Source organism: Microbacterium sp. AZCO (genome assembly GCF_039614715.1).
Classification (GTDB): domain Bacteria; phylum Actinomycetota; class Actinomycetes; order Actinomycetales; family Microbacteriaceae; genus Microbacterium.
In genome coordinates, this window is record NZ_CP154857.1 from 3,353,393 (window position 1) to 3,376,653 (window position 23,261).

At 71.6% G+C, this 23,261-nt stretch carries 22 protein-coding genes and 1 pseudogene; 9 read left to right on the plus strand and 14 right to left on the minus strand.

Annotated elements, in window-relative coordinates; all coding sequences use genetic code 11:
- Positions 1–56 precede the first annotated feature (56 nt).
- Genes AAIB33_RS15305 through AAIB33_RS15315 form a run of 3 tightly spaced genes read right to left on the minus strand, consistent with a single transcriptional unit; the run spans position 57 to position 3,212 of the window.
- Positions 57–935 carry an ATP-binding cassette domain-containing protein gene (locus tag AAIB33_RS15305; RefSeq protein ID WP_345800821.1) on the minus strand — a complete coding sequence of 293 codons (879 nt, stop codon included), beginning with the start codon at positions 933–935 and terminating at the stop codon, positions 57–59.
- Positions 936–938: 3 nt separating this feature from the next.
- The gene (locus tag AAIB33_RS15310; protein ID WP_345800822.1) at positions 939–2,009 is read right to left on the minus strand and encodes a substrate-binding domain-containing protein; all 1,071 of its coding nucleotides are present in this window, start codon (positions 2,007–2,009) and stop codon (positions 939–941) included.
- A gap of 15 nt (positions 2,010–2,024) precedes the next feature.
- On the minus strand, positions 2,025–3,212 hold the full coding sequence (locus AAIB33_RS15315) for an ROK family transcriptional regulator (RefSeq protein ID WP_345800823.1): 1,188 nt from the start codon (positions 3,210–3,212) through the stop codon (positions 2,025–2,027).
- A gap of 88 nt (positions 3,213–3,300) precedes the next feature.
- Here AAIB33_RS15315 and AAIB33_RS15320 point away from each other — a divergent pair, with 88 nt between their 5' ends.
- Positions 3,301–4,143: an exodeoxyribonuclease III gene (locus AAIB33_RS15320; protein ID WP_345800824.1), complete on the plus strand. Its 843-nt coding sequence runs from the start codon at positions 3,301–3,303 to the stop codon at positions 4,141–4,143.
- Positions 4,144–4,192: 49 nt separating this feature from the next.
- On the opposite strand, the gene AAIB33_RS15325 is transcribed toward AAIB33_RS15320, so the two are convergent.
- From AAIB33_RS15325 to AAIB33_RS15335, 3 genes are read right to left on the minus strand one after another with little or no spacing between them, the layout of a single operon-like run.
- A complete protein-coding gene (locus AAIB33_RS15325) occupies positions 4,193–4,843 on the minus strand; it encodes a dihydrofolate reductase family protein (RefSeq protein WP_345800825.1) in 651 nt (216 codons plus the stop codon).
- Between the two features lie 21 nt (positions 4,844–4,864).
- Positions 4,865–5,572, minus strand: coding sequence for a helix-turn-helix domain-containing protein (locus tag AAIB33_RS15330; protein WP_345800826.1), 708 nt, complete (start codon positions 5,570–5,572; stop codon positions 4,865–4,867).
- A gap of 2 nt (positions 5,573–5,574) precedes the next feature.
- On the minus strand, positions 5,575–6,015 hold the full coding sequence (locus tag AAIB33_RS15335; protein ID WP_345800827.1) for a VOC family protein: 441 nt from the start codon (positions 6,013–6,015) through the stop codon (positions 5,575–5,577).
- A 124-nt stretch (positions 6,016–6,139) separates the two neighbouring features.
- On the opposite strand from AAIB33_RS15335, the gene AAIB33_RS15340 reads away from it, so the two are divergent.
- On the plus strand, positions 6,140–7,024 hold the full coding sequence (locus tag AAIB33_RS15340; protein WP_345800828.1) for an ATP-binding cassette domain-containing protein: 885 nt from the start codon (positions 6,140–6,142) through the stop codon (positions 7,022–7,024).
- A complete protein-coding gene (locus AAIB33_RS15345; protein WP_345800829.1) occupies positions 7,021–8,154 on the plus strand; it encodes an ABC transporter permease in 1,134 nt (377 codons plus the stop codon). Before AAIB33_RS15340 ends, AAIB33_RS15345 begins: the two co-directional genes overlap by 4 nt.
- On the opposite strand, the pseudogene AAIB33_RS15350 reads toward AAIB33_RS15345, so the two are convergent.
- Positions 8,126–9,955 (minus strand): annotated as a pseudogene (locus tag AAIB33_RS15350) (glycoside hydrolase family 15 protein); the annotation flags it as partial. The gene AAIB33_RS15345 and the pseudogene AAIB33_RS15350 overlap by 29 nt on opposite strands.
- Before the next feature lie 52 nt (positions 9,956–10,007).
- On the opposite strand from AAIB33_RS15350, the gene AAIB33_RS15355 reads away from it, so the two are divergent.
- The 4 genes from AAIB33_RS15355 (at position 10,008) to AAIB33_RS15370 (ending at position 14,367) form a co-directional block, all read left to right on the plus strand.
- Positions 10,008–11,378 (plus strand): glucose-6-phosphate dehydrogenase, encoded by a 1,371-nt coding sequence (locus AAIB33_RS15355; protein ID WP_345800830.1) that lies wholly within the window; start codon positions 10,008–10,010, stop codon positions 11,376–11,378.
- Between the two features lie 82 nt (positions 11,379–11,460).
- On the plus strand, positions 11,461–12,576 hold the full coding sequence (locus AAIB33_RS15360; protein WP_345800831.1) for a type III polyketide synthase: 1,116 nt from the start codon (positions 11,461–11,463) through the stop codon (positions 12,574–12,576).
- Complete coding sequence (locus AAIB33_RS15365; RefSeq protein WP_345800832.1) at positions 12,573–13,265, plus strand: methyltransferase domain-containing protein; 693 nt, start codon at positions 12,573–12,575, stop codon at positions 13,263–13,265. The genes AAIB33_RS15360 and AAIB33_RS15365 overlap by 4 nt, the downstream gene beginning before the upstream one ends.
- The gene (locus AAIB33_RS15370) at positions 13,258–14,367 is read left to right on the plus strand and encodes an NAD(P)/FAD-dependent oxidoreductase (protein WP_345800833.1); all 1,110 of its coding nucleotides are present in this window, start codon (positions 13,258–13,260) and stop codon (positions 14,365–14,367) included. The genes AAIB33_RS15365 and AAIB33_RS15370 overlap by 8 nt, the downstream gene beginning before the upstream one ends.
- A gap of 125 nt (positions 14,368–14,492) precedes the next feature.
- On the opposite strand, the gene AAIB33_RS15375 is transcribed toward AAIB33_RS15370, so the two are convergent.
- From AAIB33_RS15375 to AAIB33_RS15385, 3 genes are read right to left on the minus strand one after another with little or no spacing between them, the layout of a single operon-like run.
- Positions 14,493–15,338: a UbiA family prenyltransferase gene (locus AAIB33_RS15375; RefSeq protein WP_345800834.1), complete on the minus strand. Its 846-nt coding sequence runs from the start codon at positions 15,336–15,338 to the stop codon at positions 14,493–14,495.
- A complete protein-coding gene (locus AAIB33_RS15380; protein WP_345800835.1) occupies positions 15,335–15,799 on the minus strand; it encodes a hypothetical protein in 465 nt (154 codons plus the stop codon). The genes AAIB33_RS15375 and AAIB33_RS15380 overlap by 4 nt, the downstream gene beginning before the upstream one ends.
- A 44-nt stretch (positions 15,800–15,843) precedes the next feature.
- Positions 15,844–16,299 (minus strand): hypothetical protein, encoded by a 456-nt coding sequence (locus tag AAIB33_RS15385; protein WP_345800836.1) that lies wholly within the window; start codon positions 16,297–16,299, stop codon positions 15,844–15,846.
- A gap of 144 nt (positions 16,300–16,443) precedes the next feature.
- Here AAIB33_RS15385 and AAIB33_RS15390 point away from each other — a divergent pair, with 144 nt between their 5' ends.
- Positions 16,444–17,025 carry a nitroreductase family protein gene (locus AAIB33_RS15390; RefSeq protein WP_345800837.1) on the plus strand — a complete coding sequence of 194 codons (582 nt, stop codon included), beginning with the start codon at positions 16,444–16,446 and terminating at the stop codon, positions 17,023–17,025.
- Between the two features lie 107 nt (positions 17,026–17,132).
- Here AAIB33_RS15390 and AAIB33_RS15395 read toward each other — a convergent pair whose 3' ends face one another.
- A complete protein-coding gene (locus tag AAIB33_RS15395; protein ID WP_345800838.1) occupies positions 17,133–19,331 on the minus strand; it encodes an AAA family ATPase in 2,199 nt (732 codons plus the stop codon).
- A 284-nt stretch (positions 19,332–19,615) separates the two neighbouring features.
- Positions 19,616–20,632: a helix-turn-helix domain-containing protein gene (locus AAIB33_RS15400; RefSeq protein WP_345800839.1), complete on the minus strand. Its 1,017-nt coding sequence runs from the start codon at positions 20,630–20,632 to the stop codon at positions 19,616–19,618.
- A 109-nt stretch (positions 20,633–20,741) separates the two neighbouring features.
- On the opposite strand from AAIB33_RS15400, the gene AAIB33_RS15405 reads away from it, so the two are divergent.
- Positions 20,742–20,891: a hypothetical protein gene (locus AAIB33_RS15405; protein WP_345800840.1), complete on the plus strand. Its 150-nt coding sequence runs from the start codon at positions 20,742–20,744 to the stop codon at positions 20,889–20,891.
- Here the strand turns inward: AAIB33_RS15405 and AAIB33_RS15410 are convergent.
- On the minus strand, positions 20,867–22,063 hold the full coding sequence (locus AAIB33_RS15410; protein ID WP_345800841.1) for a glycosyltransferase: 1,197 nt from the start codon (positions 22,061–22,063) through the stop codon (positions 20,867–20,869). The two genes, AAIB33_RS15405 and AAIB33_RS15410, sit on opposite strands and share 25 nt — an antisense overlap.
- A gap of 6 nt (positions 22,064–22,069) precedes the next feature.
- Positions 22,070–23,230 carry a glycosyltransferase gene (locus AAIB33_RS15415; protein WP_345803454.1) on the minus strand — a complete coding sequence of 387 codons (1,161 nt, stop codon included), beginning with the start codon at positions 23,228–23,230 and terminating at the stop codon, positions 22,070–22,072.
- Between the last annotated feature and the right edge of the window lie 31 nt (positions 23,231–23,261).

Below are 23,261 nucleotides of genomic sequence, written 5' to 3' on the forward strand. Positions count from 1 at the left end.
CCGCTCGTCCTCGAGCAGGGGGTCGGAGAGCGTCGCGCGCTCGTCGCGCAGGCCGCTCACCGCTCGCCCCGCTCGGCACGGGGAGAGGGGCGGCGCGCGCCGGTCTGCGGCATCCTGATGATCCGTCCGTCCTTCGCGGGCTCGGCGGGCTTCTCGGGCTCCACGCGGCCTGTGATGCCGGTCGTCGCGCCCGTGATCGCCGCGACGAGAGTCTCGCTCGTGACGTCGACCGCGTTGAAGACGCCGTTGTTGCGCCCGAGGCGCAGCACGACGACCTTGTCGGCGACGGCCAGCACGTCGGCCATGTTGTGGCTGATGAGGATGACGCCGTGACCGCGCTCCCGCAGCCGCTCGATGAGGTTGAGCACCTCGGCCGTCTGGGCGACGCCGAGCGCCGCGGTCGGCTCGTCGAGGATCACGACGCGCGGGTCGCCGATGAGCGAGCGCGCGATCGCGACGGTCTGCCGCTGGCCGCCGGAGAGGGCGGCGACGGGACTGCGCACGGAGGGGATCTTCGCCGAGAGCTCGCGCAGCAGCGTCCAGGTGCGCTGCTCCATCTCGACCTCGTCGAGCCCGCCGCTCGTGACGAGCTCGCGCCCGAGCCAGAGATTGGCCACGACGTCGAGGTTGTCGCACAGCGCGAGGTCCTGGAAGATCGTCTCGATCCCGAGCTCCTGCGAGTCGGCGGGGCTCGCGATCTCGACGAGGTCGCCGTCGAACTCGATCGTCCCCGCGTCGGGCGGGTGGACGCCCGCGAGGATCTTGACGAGCGTCGACTTGCCCGCGCCGTTGTCGCCGACGAGCGCGACGACCTCGCCCTCGTTGACCGAGAACTCCACGTCGGTCAGCGCCTTGACCGCACCGAAGTGCTTGCCGATCCCCTTCATCGTGAGGATCCGCTTGCGATACGGCGGAGAGCTGACCGGGTTCGACATCGTTCAGATGATGCCAGCCGCACGGCACGCGGCGGCGTAATCGGGCGTGCAGATGTCGTCCGTCGTCCAGAACCCGTCCGCCACGACGGTGTCGAGGATGTCGTGCACGGTCACCGCGACGGGTTCGAGCAGGGTCGCGGGCGTGCCGTCGATCTCGAGCGGAGCGGTGATCTTCTCGCCGTGCAGGAGCTTCACGGCGACCTCGGCTGCGAGCTCCGCCTGCGGCTTGATGGCCTTGTAGACGGTCATGTACTGATCGCCCGAGACGATCCGCTGCAGCGCCGTGAGCTCGGCATCCTGTCCCGTCACGATCGGGAAGGGCTCCACAGCCGCCGCCTTCAGGGCCGACACCGCCCCTCCCGCCGTGCCGTCGTTGGCGGCGTAGACGCCGACGATCTCGTCGCCGTACTGCGCGATCTGGCCGGCCACCCACTCCTGGGCCTTGTCGGGACTCCAATCCGGGGTGTCGTACGAGGCGAGCAGGCGCAGGCCGTGCTCGTCGATGATCTGCTCGGCGCCCTCGCGGAACATGGCGGAGTTGCTGTCGGTGGGCGATCCGTTGACCATCAGGATGCCGCCTGCGGCCGATCCGTTCGCCTCGAGCGCGTCGGCGAGGGCCGTCGCCTGCAGCTCCCCCACCTTCTCGTTGTCGAACGAGACGTAGTACGCGAGACCGCCGCCCGAGATGAGGCGGTCGTACGAGACGACGGGCACACCCTGCGAGTTCGCCTCCGCGACGATGCTCGCCGCCGCCTTCGTGTCCACGGCGTCGAGCACGAGCACCTTCGCTCCCGCCGCGAGCGCCGACTCGGCCTGCTGCTGCTGCTTGGCGGCATCCTGATCGGCATTCGAGTACATGACCCGGTAGTCGCCGAGCTCTGCGACGCGCTTCTCGAAGAACGGGCGGTCGAAGGTCTCGTAGCGGGCCGTCTTGACGTCCGGGAGGAGGAGGGCGATCGCGCCGTCGTCACCGGCGGGCGCGCCCGTGCAGCCGGCGAGCGCCGCCGTGAGCGCGAGCGCGACGCCCAGCGCGGCGGCGCGCAGGCCGGTGGTCCATCGCCGTGAACGCGACATCGGGTGCACCTCGGCTCAGGCCGAGACGGGGATGACTTCGGCGTCGACGGTCACATGGTCGAGGGCGATCGCGATCGCGCCGCGCGTCTCTGCCCACTCGCCGAACGAGGCGCCGACGATCTCGGGGAGTCCCCCGGCCGACGCGAGCGCCGTGCGCTCGAGGGAGTGGCGCATGGGGGCCATGAGGATCTCGCCCGCCTGTCCGAGCTCGCCGCCCACGATGATGAGCTCGGGGTCGAAGAGGTTGCAGAGGCTCGCAGCCGCGATGCCGATGTGCCGCCCCGCGTCGGCGATCACCCGGCGCGAGCTTCCGTCGCCGTCCTCGGCGGCCTGGAGGAGGTCGCTGATGCGCTGCATGCCGGCGCTCGGCGGGAAGAGCGAGAGCAGCGCGGGGCCGCCGGCGTAGGTCTCGAGGCATCCGCGGTTGCTGCAGCGGCAGATCGGCCCGTTCTCGTCGATCGTGACGTGGCCGATCTGGCCCGCCTTGCCGTTGACGCCGCGGAAGAGGTCGCCGTTGACGATGAGGCCCGCGCTGATCGTGTGCCCGACGCGGATGAAGACGGAGGAGGATGCCGTGCGGCCGCTGCCCTCGCGCGCCTCGGCGAGGCCGCCGAGATTGGCCTCGCTGTCGACGTAGACCGGGCGCGCGATGCGCTCGGAGAGGCTCGCCGCGACATCGACGCCCTCCCAGCCGCGGAGCAGGCCCGGGGTCGAGATCATGCCCGTGCGGGGGTCGATGGGGGCGGGCAGCGCGAGGCCGACCGCGAGGAGGTCGGCGACGCTGCCGCCGAGCGACTCCATGAGCTCGGCGAGGAGGATCGCGAGGCGGTCGAGCTGCGCGTCGTGCCGGTGGTCGAGCGGCAGCGGCAGTGACGTCTGACTCACGACCGTGCGCGTGACGTCGGCGATCGCGATGTGCAGCTGGCGCGACGTGTAGTGCACGCCCGCGACGAGCCCGAGCTGGCGGGCGAGCGAGACGAGGGTCGCGCGGCGCCCGCTGCGCGATGTGATCGAGGTGTGCAGCAGGCCGGCCGCCGTCAGCTCCTTGACGATGTTCGACACCGTCGCGGGCGAGAGCCCCGTGCTGCCGGCCAGCTCGACCTGGGTGAGACGGCCGTGCCGCTTGAGCGACTCGACCAGGCGCGCGCGATTGGCCTCGCGGAGCGAACTCTGCGAGCCGGGGGGAGATGAGCGGCGCGCCACGGTCCTCACTGTACCGCGCCCTGCTTTTGCCCAGGTCGGAGGGTGAGACGAAGGATGCGACGTCGGCGGCCCGCCGTAGGCTGGTGGGATGCGCCTGGCCACCTGGAATGTGAACTCCATCCGCGCCCGCGTCGACCGCATCGTCGACTTCGCGGTGCGCGAGAGCATCGACGTGCTCGCGATGCAGGAGATCAAGTGCAAGGCGGAGCAGTTCCCGTTCGACGCCTTCCACGATGCCGGGTATCACGTCGAGGCGCACGGCTTCTCGCAGTGGAACGGGGTCGCCATCGCGAGTCGCGAGCCGCTGACCGACGTGCAGACGGCGTTCCCCGGGATGCCGGGATTCGACAAGGGCAGCTTCGGCGTCGATCAGCCGCTCGAGGCGCGCGCCCTCGGTGCGACCGTCGGCGGCGTGCGGGTGTGGAGCCTGTACGTGCCGAACGGCCGGGCGCTGGGCGACCCGCACTACGACTACAAGCTCGAGTGGCTCGAGGCGCTGCGCGGTCACGTGCAGGCGAGCCTCGAGGCCGACCCCGATCTCGCGCTCGCGCTCGTCGGCGACTTCAACATCGCGCCGACGGATGCCGACAACGGCGACCCCGCCGTCGTGGTGGGCTTCGCGACCCACGTCTCGCACCCCGAGCGCGCCGCCTTCGCGGCACTCGAGGCCGCCGGCCTCTCCGACGCCGTCCGGCCCTTCGTGCCGACGGGCTACACCTACTGGGACTACAAACGCCTGCGCTTCCCCCGCAACGAGGGCATGCGCATCGACTTCATCCTCGGCTCGCACGCGTTCACGAACGCCGTGGCGGGCGCCGCGATCCACCGCGACGAGCGCAAGGGCGAGGCGCCGAGCGACCACGTCCCGGTCGTCGTCGACCTCGACTTCACAAGCCCCGAGGACGACGACGATCGCCCCATGATCTTCTGAGGCCCGTCCCGGTCGCTGGGCGAGGCAGTCGTCGAACGACCAGGGCTGGTCACACCCCGCGGTCGGGCTGCGTCATGTCGCCCGTCGTCGGCGTGCCGGCCGGGGCGTAACGCAGTGACACCGCGCCGGAGTCACCCGTCACGGCGGGTGAGACGAGCCGCAGCGCCGTCGGCGCGACGCCGTCGGGGAAGACCTTCTTGCCCTGTCCGAGCACGATCGGGTACACCCACAGCACGAGCTCGTCGAAGACCTGCGCGTCGATGAGCGAGTGCGCGAGGTCGATGCTGCCGATGACGTGGATCTCGCGGTGCCGGTCGCGCAGGGCGTCGATCTCGGCGACGACGTCGGGGCCGAGCTGCGTCGTCCCCTCCCACTGGGGCGACACGTCGCCCCGCGACGCGACGTACTTCGGCACGCTGTTGAACTTCTGCGCGATGGGGTTGTCCTCCCCTTCGCCGTAGTTGGGCCAGTTCGCCGCGAAGATTTCGTACGTGCGCCGGCCGAGCACGAGCGCGTCGAGGCGCGAGATGCCGGCCATGATCTCGGCGCCGATCCTCTCGTCGCGGAACGGCGCCTGCCAGCCGCCGAACGGGAAGCCGCCGGAGGTGTCTTCGTCGGGACCGCCCGGCGCCTGCGCGACGCCGTCGAGGGTCGAGAAGATGTCGATGGAGATCCGGCCGCGGCCGTCGTCGTTCGTCATGATGTCATCCTCTTCGTGCGTTCAGGCGGCCGCCAGTGCCCCCGCATCGATGTGGAAGGTGGCGGCGAAGCGGTCGAGAAGCGTCGCGTCGCCCGCGACGACGGCGAGCACCTCCTCGTCGATCGCCTCGCCGGGCGTCAGCTCTCCCGAGATCACGCGACGGATGCCGGGACCCGCCGCGAACACGAGCTCGACCTCGCCACCCGGCGCGCGCGGCGCGAGCGGGTCGATCGGGCGACCCGCGGGCTGGACCTGCGTGATGTACAGCTCGCCCCCGTCGACCTGAACCCGCAGGACGATGTCGCCCACGTGCAGCTCGTAGATCGCGGGAGGAAGGCCGGCAGCGGCATCCCTCTGGAAAGACGTCCGCAGCGCCATCGTGAGCGAGTCGGCCGTCACGACGTCGTCGGGGCCGGGCTCCCCCATCGACTGGAACCCCCACCGTCCGAGCGCGAGGACGATCGGCTCGAGCTCACGCCCGTAGTCGGTCAGCTCGTACACGAGCCCGCAGTGCAGGAGCGGCACCCGTCGCACGACACCGCTCTCCTGAAGCTCCTTGAGCCGCGTGGAGAGGATGTTCGTGGGGATCTTGGGCAGACCCTGCTTGAGATCGGTGTAACGGCGAGGGCCGACGAGCAGATCGCGGACGATGAGCAGTGCCCACCGCTCGCCGATCAGCTCGACGGCCGACGTCACTCCGCAGTACTGCCCGTAGCTGCGGGAGGCCACGCTTACGCCTGGGCCTGCTCCGCCATGTACGCCTCCGGGCCCTTGGCCGCGGCCTCGGGGGCCATCCACATGAACTGCACGCCGTTGCCGTCGGGGTCGATGAGGTCGCGGGAGTACATGAACCCGTAGTCCTGCGGGTCGCCGGGCGCCGTGCCGCCGTTGGCGACGCCCGCCTCGATCGTCTTGTCGACGTCTTCGCGCGAGTCGCGGCTGATCGACAGGAGCACCTGCGCGTGCGTCTTGGGGTCGGCGTACTCCTTGTCGGTGAAGGTCGAGAAGTACTCCCTGGTGAGGACCATGAAGTAGATGTCGTCGCTCCACACGATGCACGCGGCGTTGTCGTCGGTGAAGTTCGGGTTGATGTCGCAGCCGAGGGCCGTGTAGTAGGCCTTCGCGCGGTCGAGGTCGCTCGTCGGGATGTTGACGAAGATGTTGGTGGGCATTTCGCACTCCTACCGGTTCTCCCGGGGCATCCATCGCCTCGGCCTGCAGTCATGGTTGCAAAAAACAAGCTCGCTTGTCAATAACAAGTTCGATTCCCTGGTGCCCTGCGCCTAGCGTGGAGTCGTGCTGGAACTGCGGAACATCGTCAAGACCTACGGTGGCCGGCGCGTGCTCGACGACGTCTCGTTCGACGTGCGGCCCGGCCGCCTCACGGGCTTCGTCGGCGGAAACGGCGCCGGCAAGACGACGACGATGCGCATCGCGCTCGGAGTGCTCGCGAAGGACTCCGGAGACGTCCTGCTCGACGGACGGCCCGTCACCGCCGACGACCGCCGCCGCTTCGGCTACATGCCGGAGGAGCGCGGGCTCTACCCCAAGATGAAGGTCGGCGAGCACATCGCCTACCTCGCGCGCCTGCACGGGTACGGGAAGGGGGATGCCTCAGCCGCCGCCACCTCCCTGCTCGAGGGCCTCGGACTCGGCGAGCGCCTCGGCGACAAGGTGGAGACGCTGTCGCTCGGCAATCAGCAGCGCGCGCAGATCGCGGCGGCGCTCGTGCACGACCCGCAGGTGCTCATCCTCGACGAGCCGTTCTCGGGCCTCGACCCGCTGGCCGTCGACGTCGTGGCCGGCGTGCTCCAGGAGCGGTCGGCGCGCGGGGCCGCCGTGCTGTTCTCGTCGCACCAGCTCGACGTCGTCGAGCGCCTCTGCGATGACCTCGTCATCATCGCGGGCGGCACGATCCGCGCCGCCGGCTCGCGCGACGAGCTGCGGGCGCAGCACGCGGTCCGCCGGTTCGAGCTCGTCTCGACGGGCGACGCCGGCTGGATCGCGGCGGAGCCGGGCGTGCACGTGCTCGACCGGCGCGGTGGCTGGGCGGTCTTCGACGCCGAGACCGACGAGACGGCGCAGCGCGTGCTGCGCCTCGCCGTGGAACGGGGGGATGTCGCGAGCTTCGCACCGCAGCATCCCTCCCTCGCGCAGATCTTCCGGGAGGTCATCCAGTGAGCACCCCGACCACCGCCACCGCCCGCACCGCCCCCGCCCGCCGGGCCACGCCGTCCGCCGTGCAGAGCGTGTGGCTCGTCACCGAGCGCGAGATCGGCTCGAAGCTTCGCAGCAAGGCGTTCGTCGTCTCGACGCTGCTGCTCCTGCTGCTGCCCCTCGTCGCGCTCGTGTGGGCGGGCATCGCGGCGACGAACGTGCAGACCACCCATGTCGCGGCGACGCCGGAGCTCGCGAGCACCGTGTCGGGAGTGGGCGGGATCACCGTGACGACGGCGGATTCCGCCGACGCCGCGATCGCGATGGTCAAGGACGGCACCGTCGAGGCGGCCGTCGTGCCGGCCGACACCGCGGACGGGCCGTATCCGTACAAGATCGTGGCGAAGGACTCGTACCCCGAGACGCTCGTGGCCACCCTGAGCGTCGCGCCGCAGGTGCAGCTGCTCGAGGAGAACCCGCAGAACGCCCTGCTGCGCTACTTCGTCGCGATCGGGTTCGGCGTCGTGTTCCTCATGGCCGCGAGCATGTTCGGCGGCACGATCGCGCAGAGCGTCGTGGAGGAGAAGCAGACCCGCGTCGTGGAGCTGCTCATCTCGGCGATCCCCGTGCGGATGCTGCTGGCGGGCAAGGTGCTCGGCAACACGATCCTCGCGATGGCGCAGATCCTCGCGCTCGCGGCGATCGCGTTCGTCGGCCTCACGGTCAGCGGACAGTCGCTCGCCCTGACGGGGCTCGGCGGCCCGGTGGTCTGGTTCGCCGTGTTCTTCTTCTTCGGCTTCGTGCTGCTCGCGTCGCTCTTCGCGGCGGCGGGCGCGATGGTGTCGCGTCAAGAGGACATCGGGTCGACGACGACCCCGCTCACGATGCTGATCCTGGCGCCCTACCTGCTCGTGATCTTCTTCAACGACAACCCCGTCGTGCTGGCGGTCATGTCCTATGTGCCGTTCAGCGCGCCCGTCGCGATGCCGCTGCGCATCTATCTCGGGCAGGTCTCGTGGTGGGAGCCGGTGCTCTCGCTCGCGATCCTCGTCGGGACGTGCCTCGCGGCGATCCTCGTCGGCGCCCGCATCTACGAGAACTCGCTCCTGCGCATGGGCGCGCGGGTCACCTTGAAGGAGGCGCTGCGCGCTTAGGGCGATGGATGCCGTGTCCCCGGCGTCCGCTGTGCCCGGCGAGCGCGTCGGCGGCGCGCACGAGCGCGAGGTGCGTCAGCGCCTGCGGCGTGTTCCCCGCCTGCCGCTTCCCGTCGGTGTCGTACTCCTCGGACAGCAGTCCGACGTCGTTGGCGAACGACGTGAGCTTGCGCATGAGCTTCTCGGCGTCGTGGGTCCGGCCGCTGTGCGCGTACTGCTCGACGAGCCAGAACGAGCAGGCGAGGAACTGGTGCTCGTGGCCGGAGAGCCCGTCGACGCCCGTCTCGGTGCGGTATCGCAACAGGAGCCCGTCGCGCAGCAGCGTGCGCTCCATCTCGGCGACCGTGCCGAGCATGCGGGGATCGTCGTGGTCGCAGAACCCCACCTGCGGGAGGAGCAGGAGCGAGGCATCCACCGCCGTCGAGCCGTAGTGCTGCACGAAGTGCCCGCGCTCGGCGTCGTACCCGTGCGTCTCGATCTCGTGGCGCATCTGGTCGCGCAGGATCTCCCACCCGTCGGCGTCGCCGGAGAGCCCACTCTCCCGCACGGCCCGCACACCGCGGTCGAGCGCGGCCCACACCATGACGCGGGAGTGCGTGAACATCTGCGGCTCGCCGCGGATCTCCCAGATGCCCGAGTCCGGCCGGTCCATCGTCGCGATGACGCGGGCGATGAGGGCGCGCTGCAGCGGCCACGAGAAGGTGTCCTCCTCGACCCCCGCGGCGCGCGTCGCCTCGAGCGCGACGAGCACCTCGCCGATGACATCGGCCTGGAACTGGTCGACGGCGCCGTTGCCGATGCGCACGGGCGCCGATCCCGCGTACCCCGGGAGGCTCGGCAGGGTGCGCTCGCGCAGGTCGCGCTCCCCCGCGATGCCGTACATGATCTGCGTCTGCGAGGGGTCGCCGGCGAGCGCGCGCAACAGCCAGTCCCGCCAGCGGTGCGGGCTGCGCACGAAGCCGTGCGAGAGCAGCGCCTCGAGCGTGAGTGCGGCATCCCGCAGCCAGACGTAGCGGTAGTCCCAGTTGCGCTCGCCGCCGAAGTCCTCGGGGAGCGACGTCGTCGCCGCCGCGATGATGCCGCCGGTGTCCTCGTGCGTCAGCGCCCTCAGCACGAGGAGCGAGCGCACGACGGCCTCGTGGTGCGGACCGTCAGGATCGATGCGCGCCGCCCACTGGCGCCACCAGCGCGCGGTCTCCTCGAGCGTCTCCTCCACATCGAGCGGCGGGGGCACGTCGAGGTGCGACGCGAAGTACGTCAGCGTGAGGTCGACCACGTCACCCGCCCCGACCTGGAACCGGCCGTGGTGGGCATGATCGGCGGCCTTGCGGTGCGCGCCGCGCAGGATCACGGCATCCGGTCCCGCGATCGCGAGCTGCGCCGGCGCCTCGGCCGTGCCCGCCTGTCGCACCCAGGGCAGCGTGCGCGCGTAGTCGAAGCGCAGCCGCACCTCGTCGGCGAACTCGACCTCGCCCTCCACTCCCACGATCCGGCGCACGAGATCGGTGCGCTCGCCGCCGATCGGCATGACGTCGTGCACCTCGGCGACGCCCGTCGACGTCTCCCAGCGCGTCACGAGCTCGAAGGTGTCGCCCTCGTACCGCCGCGTCGAGGTCGCGTCGGGGTCTGTGGGGCGGAGGCTCCAGCATCCCTGCTTCTGATCGCCCAGGAGCGCACCGAAGACGGAGGCCGAGTCGTAGCGGGGCAGGCACAGCCAGTCGATGCTGCCGTCGCGCGTGATGAGCGCCGCCGTGCGGCAGCTGCTCACGAGTGCGTAGTCCTCAATGGGAGCAGACATCCTCCGATTGTTCCAGTCCCCTGGTGCGCCGGCTCTGCCGGACTATCGTGACGGCATGGCGATCGAGACCACCCTGTGCATCCTCGGAGCGTCGGGCGACCTGACGTCGCGACTGCTCCTCCCGGCCCTCGCGCAGCTGCTGACGGAGGAGCCGGAACGCAGCGTGAGACTGGTGGGCGCGGGCATGGACGACTGGGACGACGAGAAGTGGCGCTCCGTCGTCGCCGCCGCCTTCGCCACGGCCGATGCGTCGGGCAAGGCCGTGGAGGCGGTCCGCAGTGAGACGGAGTACCGGCGCACCGACATCACCGACCCCGACGAGATCGGCCGGCTCATCCACGACTGCGAAGGACGCATCGCCCTGTACTTCGCGGTGCCGCCCGCGGTCGCGGCGAAGTCCTGCGAGGCCCTCGAGAAGGTCGACCGGCCGGAGGGGCTCATCCTCGCGCTCGAGAAGCCCTTCGGCACCGACGAAGAGTCGGCGAAGGCGCTCAACGCGCAGCTCGCGCGCCTCGTGCCCGAGGAGCAGGTCTACCGCATCGACCACTTCATGGGCCGGTCGACGGTGCTCAACGTGCTGGGACTCCGGTTCGCCAACCGTGTCCTCGAGCCCGTGTGGTCGAACGATCAGATCGAAGCGGTCACCATCCGCTACGACGAGGTGCTCGGACTCGAGGGCCGCGCGGGCTACTACGACCGCGCGGGCGCGCTCGTCGACATGATCCAGAGCCACCTCCTCCAGGTGCTCGCGGTCGTCGCGATGGACCCTCCGTCGACACTGGATGCCGTCGACTTCCGCGACGCGAAGGCGGCGGCGCTGCGGGCGACCAGGGTGTGGGAGGACGATCCCGTCGCGCATTCGCGCCGCGCCCGCTACACCGCCGGCACCATCGGCGAGCGCGAACTGCCCGACTACGCGGCGGAACCGGGGGTCGACCCCGCGCGGGAGACCGAGACGCTGGCCGAGGTCACGCTGGAGGTGCAGACGGTGCGGTGGGCGGGAGTCCCGTTCACGCTGCGGTCGGGCAAGGCTCTCGGCGAGAAGGTCAGGGAGATCGTGATCCGCTTCAAGGAGGTGGCGCACCTTCCGCAGGGCTTCACGGGCTCCGCCGCGCCGTCGGTGCTGCGCCTGTCGCTCGGGCCGGACCGCATGTCGCTCGAGCTCAACGTCAACGGCCCGGGCGACCCGTTCGAGCTCGAACGCGCCTCGCTCGACGTGGACTTCGGGGAAGGAGCCCGCCGGGCGTACGGCGAGGTGCTCGCGGGCATCCTCGACGGCGATCCCACCCTCTCGGTGCGCGGCGACACAGCCGAGCAGTGCTGGCGCATCGTGCAGCCCGTCATCGACGCCTGGCGGGCGGGCACCGTGCCGCTCGAGGAGTACGCCGCGGGCTCATCCGGTCCGGCGGACTGGCCCGCGCTCTGAGGCCGGCGACGATCCGGCGAACTTCTCGCGACGAGTCGCGCCGATTCGGCCGCACGCCCGGTGGGCGTGCCTAAGGTTGACCATGGCTGCGAGCATCCTGTCGATCGGCACCGCGGTGCCCCCGGCCCGTGTCTCGCAGACGGCGGCGCGCGACGTCTTCGCGGCGCAGCCCGGGCTCACCCGCATCACGCAGCGGCTCATCCACGCCGCCTTCGACGCATCGGCGATCGACCACCGCAACACGGTGCTCACCGACCTCGTCGCCGTGGCCGACGGCGAGGTGGTTCGGGATGCCGCGCCCGCCGAGCTCGATCTCGCAGGCGCCGACGGCACGATCCTCGTCCCCTCGACGGGCGATCGGAACGACGCCTACATCCGCCTCGCCCCGCCGCTGTTCGCCGAGGCGTCGGCGCAGGCGCTCGCCGAGGCATCCCTCTCCCCAGCCGACGTGACCCACGTCGTGACGGTGTCGTGCACGGGCATGTTCGCGCCGGGACCCGACTTCCGGCTCGTGCAGGACCTCGGCCTGCCGCGCACCGTCGAGCGGTACCACATCGGCTTCATGGGGTGTGCGGCCGCGCTTCCCGGCCTGCGTGCGGCTGCGCGGATCTGCGCCGCCCAGCCCGACGCCGTCGTGCTCGTGGCAGCGGCCGAGCTGTGCACGCTGCACATCCGGTCGTCGGAGGATCCGCAGCAGATCGTGGCGGCCTCGGTCTTCGCGGACGGCGCGGCGGCCGCCGTCGTATCGGCCCGGTCGTTCGGCGACGGGCCGCGCCTCGAGCTCGACCGGTTCGGCACCGTCCTCACGAGCGAGGGCGAGTCCGAGATGGTGTGGACGATCGGCGACCAGGGGTTCGACATGGTCCTCACCGCCGAGGTGCCGCGCATCATCGGCCGCGAGATCCGCGATGCCGTCGGCGGATTCCTCGGCGAGGACCGGCCGGACGCGTGGGCCGTGCACCCGGGCGGACGGAGCGTGCTCGACCGCGTCGAGTCCGGGCTCGGCCTCGACCAGGCGGCGCTCCAGGCGTCGCGCGAGGTGCTGCGGCAGCAGGGCAACATGTCGAGCGCGACGATCCTCTTCATTCTGCGCGCCCTGCTGCACGACGCGGCGCTCGGTGACGCCCGCATCGCCGCCCTCGCCTTCGGACCGGGCCTGACCGTCGAGTCGGCGCTGCTCCGGCGGACCACCGCGTGAGCCTCCGCGCGCGCGATACCGTCGTGCGGGAGCTCATGGACGATCCGGACTGCGACTCCGCCCGCCTCGCCGCGACGCTGCGCCGCTTCGACACCGTCAACCGGCTGTGGAGCGGCTGGGCCGCGCTCTATCGCGCACGGCTCGGGCCGTTCCTCGCGTCGCTCGAGCGGCCCGCGCGCGTGCTCGACCTCGGATCGGGCGGCGGAGATCTCGTGACGCGGCTCGCGGGACTCGCCGAGCGCGACGGACTCGACGTGCGCTGGGTCGGCGCGGACCCCGACGCGCGGGCCCTCGAGGTCGCCCGCGGGCGCGCCTCCTCGCGGATCGAGTTCCGGGCGTCGGATGCCTCGTCCCTCCGCTCCGCCGGCGAGCGGTTCGACGCCGTGGTGTCCAACCACGTGCTGCACCACCTCTCGGCTTTCGACCTCGCCGGGTTCGCGGCGGATTCGCGCGCGCTGACGGACGGGCTCGTGCTGCACTCCGACATCCGCCGCAGCCGCACCGCCTACGGGCTGTACGCCGTCGGCGTGACCCCGTTCGCGCCCGGGACGTTCCTGCGCACCGACGGGCTCCGCTCCATCCGGCGCAGCTACCGCGCCGCCGAGCTCGAGGCCGCCCTGGGTCATCCGTGGACGGTCCGGGATGCCTCGCCCTTCCGCGTCGTGGCGGAGGCGCCCGGCGATGCCTGACGTGGCGATCGTCGGTGCCGGGCCGGTCGGGACGCTCCTGGCCGGGCTCCTCGCTCGGCACGGGGTCGAGGTCGCGCTGCTCGAGCAGCGCGCGTCGGCGGGAGACGGCAGCCGGGCGATCGGCGTGCACGCGCCCGTGCTCGCCGCGCTGGAGGCATCCGGGATCACCGAGCGACTGCTCGCCTCGGCCGTGCGGGTCTCTCGCGGAGAGGCGCGCTCCGACGGCCGCGCGCTCGGCGTCGTGCGCTTCGACCGGCTGGATCGGCGGTTCCCCTTCGTCGCGGCGCTGCCGCAGGCGGCCACCGAGGAGGCGCTCGCGCTCGGGGCTCCCGCGCCGCGGCGGGGCGCCACCGTGACGGCGGTCGCTCCGGACGGACGAGTGACGCTCGAGGGCGGCGAGTCGGTGGTGGCGCCGATCGTCGTCGTCGCGGGCGGCTGGCGCGCTCGACGGCTCGTGTACCGCCCCGGAGCCGTGCACGTTCGGCCCTACGCCGACCGGTACCTGATGGCCGACGTCGCGTCCGACGCCGACGGCGACCTCGCCGTCGTCAACATCGACCGCGACGGAGTGCTTGAGTCGTTCCCGCTGCCGGGCGGGCGGCGCCGCTTCGTGGCCTGGGACGCGGGAGGCGAGGTCTCGGGCCGGGTGAGCCGTCTGCGCTCCGCGCTCCGCGCGCGGGGACAGGATGCCGCCGCCGAGCTCGTCCACACGGCCGCGAGCTTCGAGGTGCGCCGCGCCGTCGCCCCGGCGCTCCGCCGGGAACGCCTCTTCGTGATCGGCGACACGGCCCACGAGGTGAGCCCCATCGGCGGGCAGGGCATGAACCTGGGGCTCCTGGATGCCGCGACCCTCGCACCCCTGCTCGCGTCGTGGGTGCGCTCGGGGCGGGAGCCCGCGCCGGAGCTCGCGGCATGGGAGCGCCGTCGCCTCGCCTCGGCCCGCACGGCGGCCGCCCTCGCCACGCTCAACACGTCGCTGGGCCGGCCGCTCGGGCCGACGGCCCACGCCGTGCGGCGGGCGGGCCTTCGCGTGGTGCTGCTGCCGCCCGGCGCGCGCCTGCTCGCCCACGCCTACGCGATGGGCTTCGACCGCGACGCCTGACCGGCCGGGGCCGCGGCCGCACAGCCGCGGAGGAGATGACACCCCCGGAGGACGCCGCCCTCGGCATCCATCCTCCCGACCTGCCATCTCCTCCCGACGCGCCCGCCCCGCGGCCGCCCGCGGTCTCAGGCCGCGTAGGCGCCGCCCGTCGCGACGAGCTGCGCCGCGAGGAGGAGCGCGGCGAGCATGACCAGCCGGAAGAGGACGCGGGTCGGCGGGCGCACCAGCGCGAGCACGGCCGTGCCGACCGCGACCACGACGACCGCCGAGAAGAAGACCCACGACAGGACTGACGGCGAGCCCTGCGAACCGCCGACGAGCACCGCGATCGCCCCGACCACGATCCCGCCCGCCGCGACGACGGCCGACACCCGCGCGCCGAGGCGATGCGGCAGGCCGCGCACGCCGGTCGCGCGGTCGTCATCGAGGTCGGGCAGCACGTTGGTGAGGTGCACGGCGGCTCCGAGTGCGGCCCCGGCGATCCAGCCCCACGGTGCGGCGACGCGGGGGTCGGGCATGGACAGTGTCGCGAGGGAGGGGAAGATGCCGAAGCTCACGAGGAACGGCACGATCGAGAACGCCGTCGACTTCAGCCCCGCGTTGTACGACCAGGCCGACGCCAGGAAGAGGGCGTGGGCTGCCAGCATCCCGAATCCCAGCGGCGCGGAGAGCGCGAGCGCCGCGACCGCCGCCCCGATCGCGGCGATCCACGCCGTGCGCTCCGAGACATCGCCCCGGGCGATGGGCTTGTCGGTGCGGCCCACCGCGGTGTCGCGCGGGGAGTCGATCGCGTCGTTCGAGAGGCCGATCGACAGCTGCCCGGCGAAGACGGCGAGCGTCAGCAGCACGAGCCGCCACGGCTCGAGCCCCACCGCGATGCCGAGCGCGAGCGCGAGCGCCGTGACGACGAGCGTCGGGCCGGGATGCGTCGAGCCCCAGAGCGCCCGGACGGTGCGCATGGCCGGCGTCACGCGTCGACCGGGTAGCGCCCCCGGATGATGCCCAGGATGCTCGTCACGACCTGGCCGAGGTAGGCGAGCCCGATGAGGGCGGACGCGACGACGAACACGGCCTGCGACGTCTCGTACGACATCCCCGTCCAGGTCGAGAGCGCCGATTCGAGGTGGCCGCTGTCCCCCGAGTCGGGCACCGTCAGCGCACCGAGGAGCAGCGCGAACCACAGCACGAACGTCGCGATGTCATAGGCGAGACGCGTCCTGCGCGCGCGCCGGGACTGCGTGTCGAAGAGCGTCAGCAGCGGAGGCACGAGGAGCACCAGGATGACGAAGATGCCGTACACGATGCCGAGGAACGCGAGCCAGCCGAGCTGGGCCCCCACCCACCCTCGCCCGATGAAGAAGAAGACCGGCAGCAGCACCGCCGCCACCCATTGGGCGATGAAGACGAAACGGCCGGAGCCTGCCATGCGCATGGTCCGACCGTAGCGGGCGCGGCGCCGTCCCGGCGCGGGGCGCGTCAGGCGTGGACCGGATTGCGCCCTCGGACGATGCCCATGACCGCCAGCACGAGCTGTGCGAGATAAGCCACGCCGATCAGGCCGACGGCGAAGAGGAAGGCCGGCGACGGGCCGGCGTCGTACGAGATGCCGAAAGTGTTCATGATGGCGGAGTCGCGCACGCCGTTGTCCGCGAGCGGAAACGTCAGCCCGCCCAGCACGATCGCGCACCAGAGCACGACGGATGCCGCGTCGTAGCCCACCCGCGTCGACCGTTCGCGGCGCCCCTCGCCGTCGAGCAGCGTCAGCACTGGCGGGATGAGCAGGACCGGGATGCTGTAAACGGCGTAGTCGCTGCGGAACGACGGATCCTCGGCCATGAGCCAGGACTCGCCGAAGAAGAAGACGACGGGCAGCAGTGCCGCCGCCACCCACTGTGCGACGAACACGAAACGGCCGGACCGGGCGATCCGCATGCTCAGACCGTAGCGCGTGTCGCCTCCGCGGCGACAGTCGGCGTCGGATGCCGTAACGCGGGGAATGCTTCACAGGTGCATGTGGTTGCATACACCTGGGCCGACGGCGTCCCGGCAAACGAACCGACTCCAAGGAGACGCCACATGTCCACCCTCACCGACCGCACCGCCGAGACCGACGCCCCGATCATCGATGTCCTCGCGGAGCGCTGGAGCACCCGCATCTTCGACCGCCACGCCGTCATCGACGAGGCCGCGCTCGCGAGCGCGCTCGAGGCCGCCCGCTGGGCTCCGACCGCCGCCAACACGCAGGCGTGGCGAGTCATCGTGGCGCGCCGCGGCTCCGCCGCGCACGCGAAGATCCTGGCCTCGCTCGCGGGCTTCAACAGCGCCTGGGCGGGCGACGCCGCGGTGCTCGTCGTCTTCATCGCCGAGACCGAGCGCGACGGCAACGCCCTCCGCTGGGCCGAGTACGACGCCGGTCAGGTCGCCGCCCACTTCACGGTGCAGGCGCACGCGAACGGCCTCTCGACCCACCAGATGGGCGGCTTCGACCACGAGGCGATCGCGGCCGGCTTCGGCCTCGACGCGGCCCTTCTGCCGATCACGGTCATGGCCGTCGGCGAGCTCGGCGACATCCGCCAGGCGTCGGAGGAGCTGCAGGCCCGCGAGAACGCTCCGCGCCTCCGCCGCCCCGTCGCCGAGTCGGTCATCGTCAACGACTGAGCTCCGCCCGACCCGCGAACCCACACTCCGCTCCCGACCCCACACTCCGCGCGCGTCCGCAGAGTGTGGGGTCGGTCTGCGAATGTGGGTTCGTCGTATGAGGCGGGTCAATCGTCGAGAAGCTCGGCCTCGATCACGTCGTCATCCGTGGCGGGCGCCTCGGGGCCGTCGCTCGTCAGCACGAGCGACGAGCCGTCGGCGGAGACATCCACCCGCACGACGTCGCCGTCGCGGACCCCGCCCGACAGCAGGGCCATCGCGAGACGGTCCTGGATCTCGGACTGGATGAGCCGGCGCAGCGGCCGCGCGCCGAATACGGGGTCGTAGCCCCGCTCGGCGAGCCACGTGCGCGCCTCGGGCGTGACGGCGAGCGTCAGGCGGCGGTCGCGGAGGCGGCGCTGCAGCGCGTCTACGGCGAGCTCGACGATCTGCGCGAGGTCGTCCTCGGTGAGCGCCGAGAAGATCACGATGTCGTCGAGGCGGTTCACGAACTCCGGCTTGAACGCCTGCCGCACGAGCCCCTGCACCTGCTCGCGCTTCTGGTCGAACGACAGCGTCGGGTCGATGAGGATCGGCGAGCCGAGGTTCGACGTCAGGATCAGGATGACGTTCTTGAAGTCGACCGTGCGGCCCTGGCCGTCGGTCAGCCGTCCGTCGTCCATGACCTGCAGCAGCACGTCGAAGACCTCGGGGTGCGCCTTCTCGACCTCGTCGAGCAGCACGACCGAGTACGGACGACGCCGCACGGCCTCGGTCAGCTGGCCGCCCTGCTCGTAGCCGATGTAGCCGGGAGGGGCGCCGACGAGCCGCGAGACCGAGTGCTTCTCGCCGTACTCCGACATGTCGATGCGCACCATGGCGTGCTCGTCGTCGAAGAGGAACTCCGCGAGGGCCTTCGCGAGCTCGGTCTTGCCGACGCCGGTGGGGCCGAGGAAGAGGAACGAGCCGGTCGGGCGGTTCGGGTCGCTGATGCCCGCGCGAGACCGGCGCACGGCATCCGACACCGCCTTGACGGCATCCTTCTGCCCGATGAGGCGCTTGCCGAGCTCGGCCTCGAGGTGCAGCAGCTTCTCGGTCTCGCCCTGCATGAGGCGCCCGACGGGGATGCCCGTCCACGCGGCGATGACGGCCGCGATGTCCTCCTCGGTGACCTGGTCGTTGACCATCCGTTCGCCCGCGGGCTCTTCGCGTTCGGCGGTCATGAGCTCGCGCTCGAGCGCCGGGATCTCGGCGTACAGCAGCCGCGACGCCTTCTCGAGGTTGCCCTCGCGCTGCGCGCGCTCGGCCTCCATACGGGCGGCGTCGAGCTTGGTCTTGAGGTCGCCGACGCGGTTGAGCGACGCGCGCTCGCGCTCCCAGCGGGCCTGCAGCTCGTCGAGCCTCGCCTGCTCCTGGCCGAGCTGCTCGCGCAGCGCCGCCAGGCGCTCCTTCGAGGCCTCGTCCTTCTCCTTCTTGAGGGCGAGCTCCTCGAGCTTGAGCCGGTCGACGTGCCGGCGCAGCTCGTCGATCTCGAGCGGCGCGGAGTCGATCTCCATGCGCAAGCGGCTGGCGGCCTCGTCGATGAGGTCGATCGCCTTGTCGGGCAGCTGGCGGCTCGGGATGTAGCGGTGGCTGAGGGATGCCGCGGCCACGAGCGCGCCGTCGGCGATCGCGACCTTGTGGTGGGCCTCGTAGCGCTCCTTGAGCCCGCGCAGGATCGCGACGGTGTCCTCGACGCTGGGCTCGCCGACGTAGACCTGCTGGAAGCGGCGCTCGAGCGCGGCATCCTTCTCGATGAACTCGCGGTACTCGTTGAGGGTCGTGGCCCCGATGAGGCGCAGCTCGCCGCGGGCGAGCATCGGCTTGAGCATGTTGGATGCCGCGACAGAGCCCTCGCCGCCGCCCGCGCCCATCAGCACGTGCAGTTCGTCGATGAAGGTGATGATGCGGCCGTCGGACTCGGTGATCTCCTTGAGGACGCTCTTGAGGCGCTCCTCGAACTGACCGCGGTACATCGCGCCCGCGACGAGCGCGGAGATGTCGAGGGTGACGAGCTCCTTGTCCTTGAGGGACTCCGCGACGTCGCCCGCGACGATGCGCTGCGCGAGGCCCTCGACGACGGCGGTCTTGCCGACGCCGGGCTCGCCGATCAGCACGGGGTTGTTCTTCGTGCGGCGGGTCAGCACCTGGCTGACGCGCCGGATCTCGCTGTCGCGCCCGATGACGGGGTCGAGCTTGCCCTGGCGGGCCCGGTCGGTGAGGTTGATCCCGAACTGCTCGAGGGCGCTCCGCGCGTCCTCCTGCCCGGGCTGCTGCGTGGCGTTCATCTGTCTCCTGAAATCTGCGGGACTCAAACTTGAGTCGTTATGGCTCAAGTTTACCAAATACAGGATGCCGCGGGCAACGCCCGGCTACCGGGACGGTGGCGCGCAAGGCGCGGGCGGCAGGCGGGGCCGCGCGGCAGGCGAGGCGCGCCTGGGCGTCCATAGCCCGTGCTCTCGCCGAGAGCCCACGCTGTGCACGGGTCAGATCGTGGGCTTTCGGTCACAGCACGGGCTATGGATGCAGTGGCCCCCGCGCCAGGCGACGGTATCGAGCACCCCCCCCCGCGTCAGGCGACGATCTCCAGCACGGGCTCCGGCATCGGCTCGAGCCCGGCCGCGGCATCCCGTGCCGGCGTCGTGCACGCGAAGCGGGCGCGGTACGCCGTCGGCGTCACGTCGAGCACGCGCGCGAAGTTCTGCCGCAGCACGGCGGCCGAGCCGAAGCCGCTCTCGTAGGCGATGCGATCGAGGCCCAGGTCGGTCTTCTCGAGCAGCCGCTGGGCGTGGATGATCCGCTGTCGCGCGAGCCATGCGGCGGGGGTCGCCCCGAAGTCGGCCTTGAACCGCCGTGCGAACGTGCGCGGAGACATGTGCGCCTTGGCGGCGAGCTGGTCGACCGTGAGCTCGAGGCGGATGTTCTCCAGCATCCAGTCCGTCACGGGCGCGAGCGAGAGGCTCTGCACCTCGGGCAGCGGCTTGTCGATGAACTGCGCCTGTCCGCCGTCGCGCTGCGGCGCCACGACCATGCGCCGGGCGATCTTGTTGGTGAGCTCGGCGCCGATCTCCTGACGCAGCAGGTGCAGGCACGCGTCGAGGCCCGCCGCGGTGCCGGCGCTCGTGATGATCCGGCCCGACTGCACGTAGAGCACATCGGGGTCGACCTCGATCTCCGGGTACATGCGGGCCATCGTGTCGGCGTACTTCCAGTGCGTCGTGGCGCGCTTGCCGTCGAGCACACCGGACGCGGCGACGACGAACGAGCCGCTGCACACGCTCAGCACCCAGGCGCCGCGCTCGACGGCACGGCGGACGATCCCTGCGACGCGCAGGTCGACACTGCCCCACGTCCCCCGCGGGATCGGCGTCACGACGACGAGGTCGGCCACCTCCGCGAAGGCGAGGTCGTCGGCGACGTTGATCGAGAACCCGAGGTTCGAGCGGATCGCCCCGGGCTCGGGCGTCACGATCCGGAACTCGAAGTTCGGGATGCCGTCATCCGACCGGTCCAGCCCGAACGCCTCGCACGCGAGACCGAACTCGAAGGGCGCGAACCCCTGCTGGACGACGACGGCGACGGTCTTCACGGCTTCTCCCCGGTTCTCGGAAACGCTTCGCGCAGCGTGGCAGTATTCGTACGCTGCGTGGCCATTCTGCCACTCGTGGCAGTTCCGAGGCAAGCGTAGCGTTCCTGCCATGTTCATGGTGATTCTTCTCGCAGCCCTCGCGATCCTCGCGATCGCCTCGACGGTCGCCGCCCTTCGCACTGACGGCTACCGTCGCGTCCCGACCGATTGGTCGCGACTCCCCGACGAGCACGGTCAGCCCGCAAGCACCCGCTCGTAGACCCCGACCATCGCCGCCGTCCGTGAGGACTGGCGGAACCGCTCGCGGATCGACGCATCCGGCACAGGCGCTGTGCCGGCCTCGATGTCGGCGGCGGCCTGCCGCAGGGCGGCCGCGAGCGCCGCGGTCGAGGCATCCTGAACCGGCCACAGCCCCGAGCCGAGCTCCGCCGCGATGTCGGGATCGCTCACGACCGACGGCGTCCCGAGCGACGCCGCCTCGAACACCGTCATCCCCTGCGTCTCGAAGCCGATCGACGTCTGCACGACAGCATCGGCGGCACCGATGCGCCGGAGCGTCTCGGCATACGGCAGCCTCCCCGCGAACCGAACGGATGCCGCCGGCCGGCGCTTCTCGACGATGCGGCGCGCCGCGCGCAACTCGCCTCCCCCGCCGATCACCTCGACCTCGGCGCCGACGCCCGACTCGGCGACCGCCTCGAGGAACGGCAGGAGGCGCTTCTCGGGGCTCATGCGCCCGAGCCACACGAACCGCGGCGGTCCGGGCGCGCGCGGCGACTCCGACGCGAGCGCCGCGTCGAGCACGTCGTCGTCGATGCCGTTCCAGATGACGTCGACGCTCCCCGACAGCGGCACCGCGCCGTGCGCCTCGAGCCGTCGCGCGAAATGCGCCGAGGGGGCCGTCACGGCGGCGCTCTGCACGGCGAGTCGTCGCAGGTACGACCAGCCGTCGCCGCCGGCAGCCGGTGAACCCAGCGCGCGGCGCTCCCAGGCGTTGAGCACGCGCAGCACGGTCGCCGGGAACGGCGCGGTCGCCTCGATCCCGACGTCCACGCGGTTGTGCATCGTGTGGACGACCGGGATGCCGTGGCGCGCGGCGAAGCGATGTCCGATGTACGCCCCCCAGAAGTCCGCCTGCACGTGCACGACGTCGACCGGGGGACGGCGGCGGAGCGCGGCATCCACCCATCTGTCGGTGCGGGCGCCGGGCCACGTGAGCGAGTACTCCCGGTCGGCCGTGATGGGGATCGAGGGCATGTCGAGGTAGGCCGCGTCGGGCGCGACCGCTCGCCCGCGCGGGCCGTGCAGCGCGGGCGCGACGATCGTGACGGTGTGCCCCGCACGCTCGAGGAACCGCCGCTGCAGGCGCATCGACACCTGCGCGCCACCGAGCGACTCGACGTGCTGGTCGCCGAACATCACGACGTGCACGGCGGGCTACTCGGGCAGCGGTTCGTCGCGGTACAGCGCCTCGAACGTGTCGAGCGTGCGGTGGATGTCGTGCACCTTGACGCCCTCGAGCGAGGCCCGCTGCATGCGCAGCCGCTCCTCGGGGGCGGCGGTCAGGACGTCGGTGAGACGCGCCGCCAGCTGGTCGACGTCGCCCGGCTCGAAGAGGTAGCCGTTCTCGCCGTCGTGCACGAGGTGCGGCAGGGCGACGGCGTTCGCCGCCACGATCGGCAGGCCCGAGGCCATCGCCTCCATCGTCGCGATCGACTGCAGCTCGGCGATCGAGGCGATCGCGAAGAGGCTCGCCCGCGAGTACAGCTCCCGCAGCTCCTCCTCGGACGTGTGGCCGTGGAACGTGACCCGCGACTCGAGGCCGAGCTGATGGGTCAGCTGCTCCAGGTTGCGGCGCTGATCCCCGCCACCCACGATGTCGAAGTGCACGTCGAGCGCGGGGTCGAGCTTCGTGATCGCCCGCAGCACCTCGTCGATGCGCTTCTCGGTCGTGAGACGGCCGACGAAGAGGATGCGGTTCGCGTCACGCGGCGTGAGGTCGGGCGTGTAGTTCGACCGGTCGATGCCGCAGCTGATCGGGATGACATTCTCGACGGCGATCGTCCGCTCGAGGAACTCCGCGGCCTTGCGCGTCGGCGTCGTGACCGCGCGCACCATGTCGAAGGTGCGCTTGGCGTCCTCCCACGCGAGCTTGATCGCGAAGCGGGTCCAGGATGCCGGCAGCACCGTGAAGTCGAGGACGTTCTCGGCCATGACGTGATTGGTCGCGATGACCGGGATGCCGCGCTGGCGCGAGATGCGCGTGAGGCCTCGCCCGATGATGATGTGCGACTGGATGTGCACGACATCGGGCTGCACCTGGGCGAGAACGCGGCGCGCGTAGTACTTCGACCGGAACGGCATGACGAACCGGAGCCAGTCGTGCGGGTACCAGCGCCAGGACGGCAGCCGGTGGACCGTCATCTCCTCGCCCTCGATGACCTCGCGGAAGGTGCCGCGCTTGAAGTGCGTGACGCTGGGAGCGACGACGTGCACGTCGTGTCCGCGGGCGACGAGGCCGGCGGCGAGGCGCTCGGCGAAGCGGGCCGCGCCGTTGACGTCGGGCGCGAAGGTGTCGGCGCCGATCAGGATCGTCAGCGGCTCGGAGGGCGCGCGGGTGTCGGCGGGC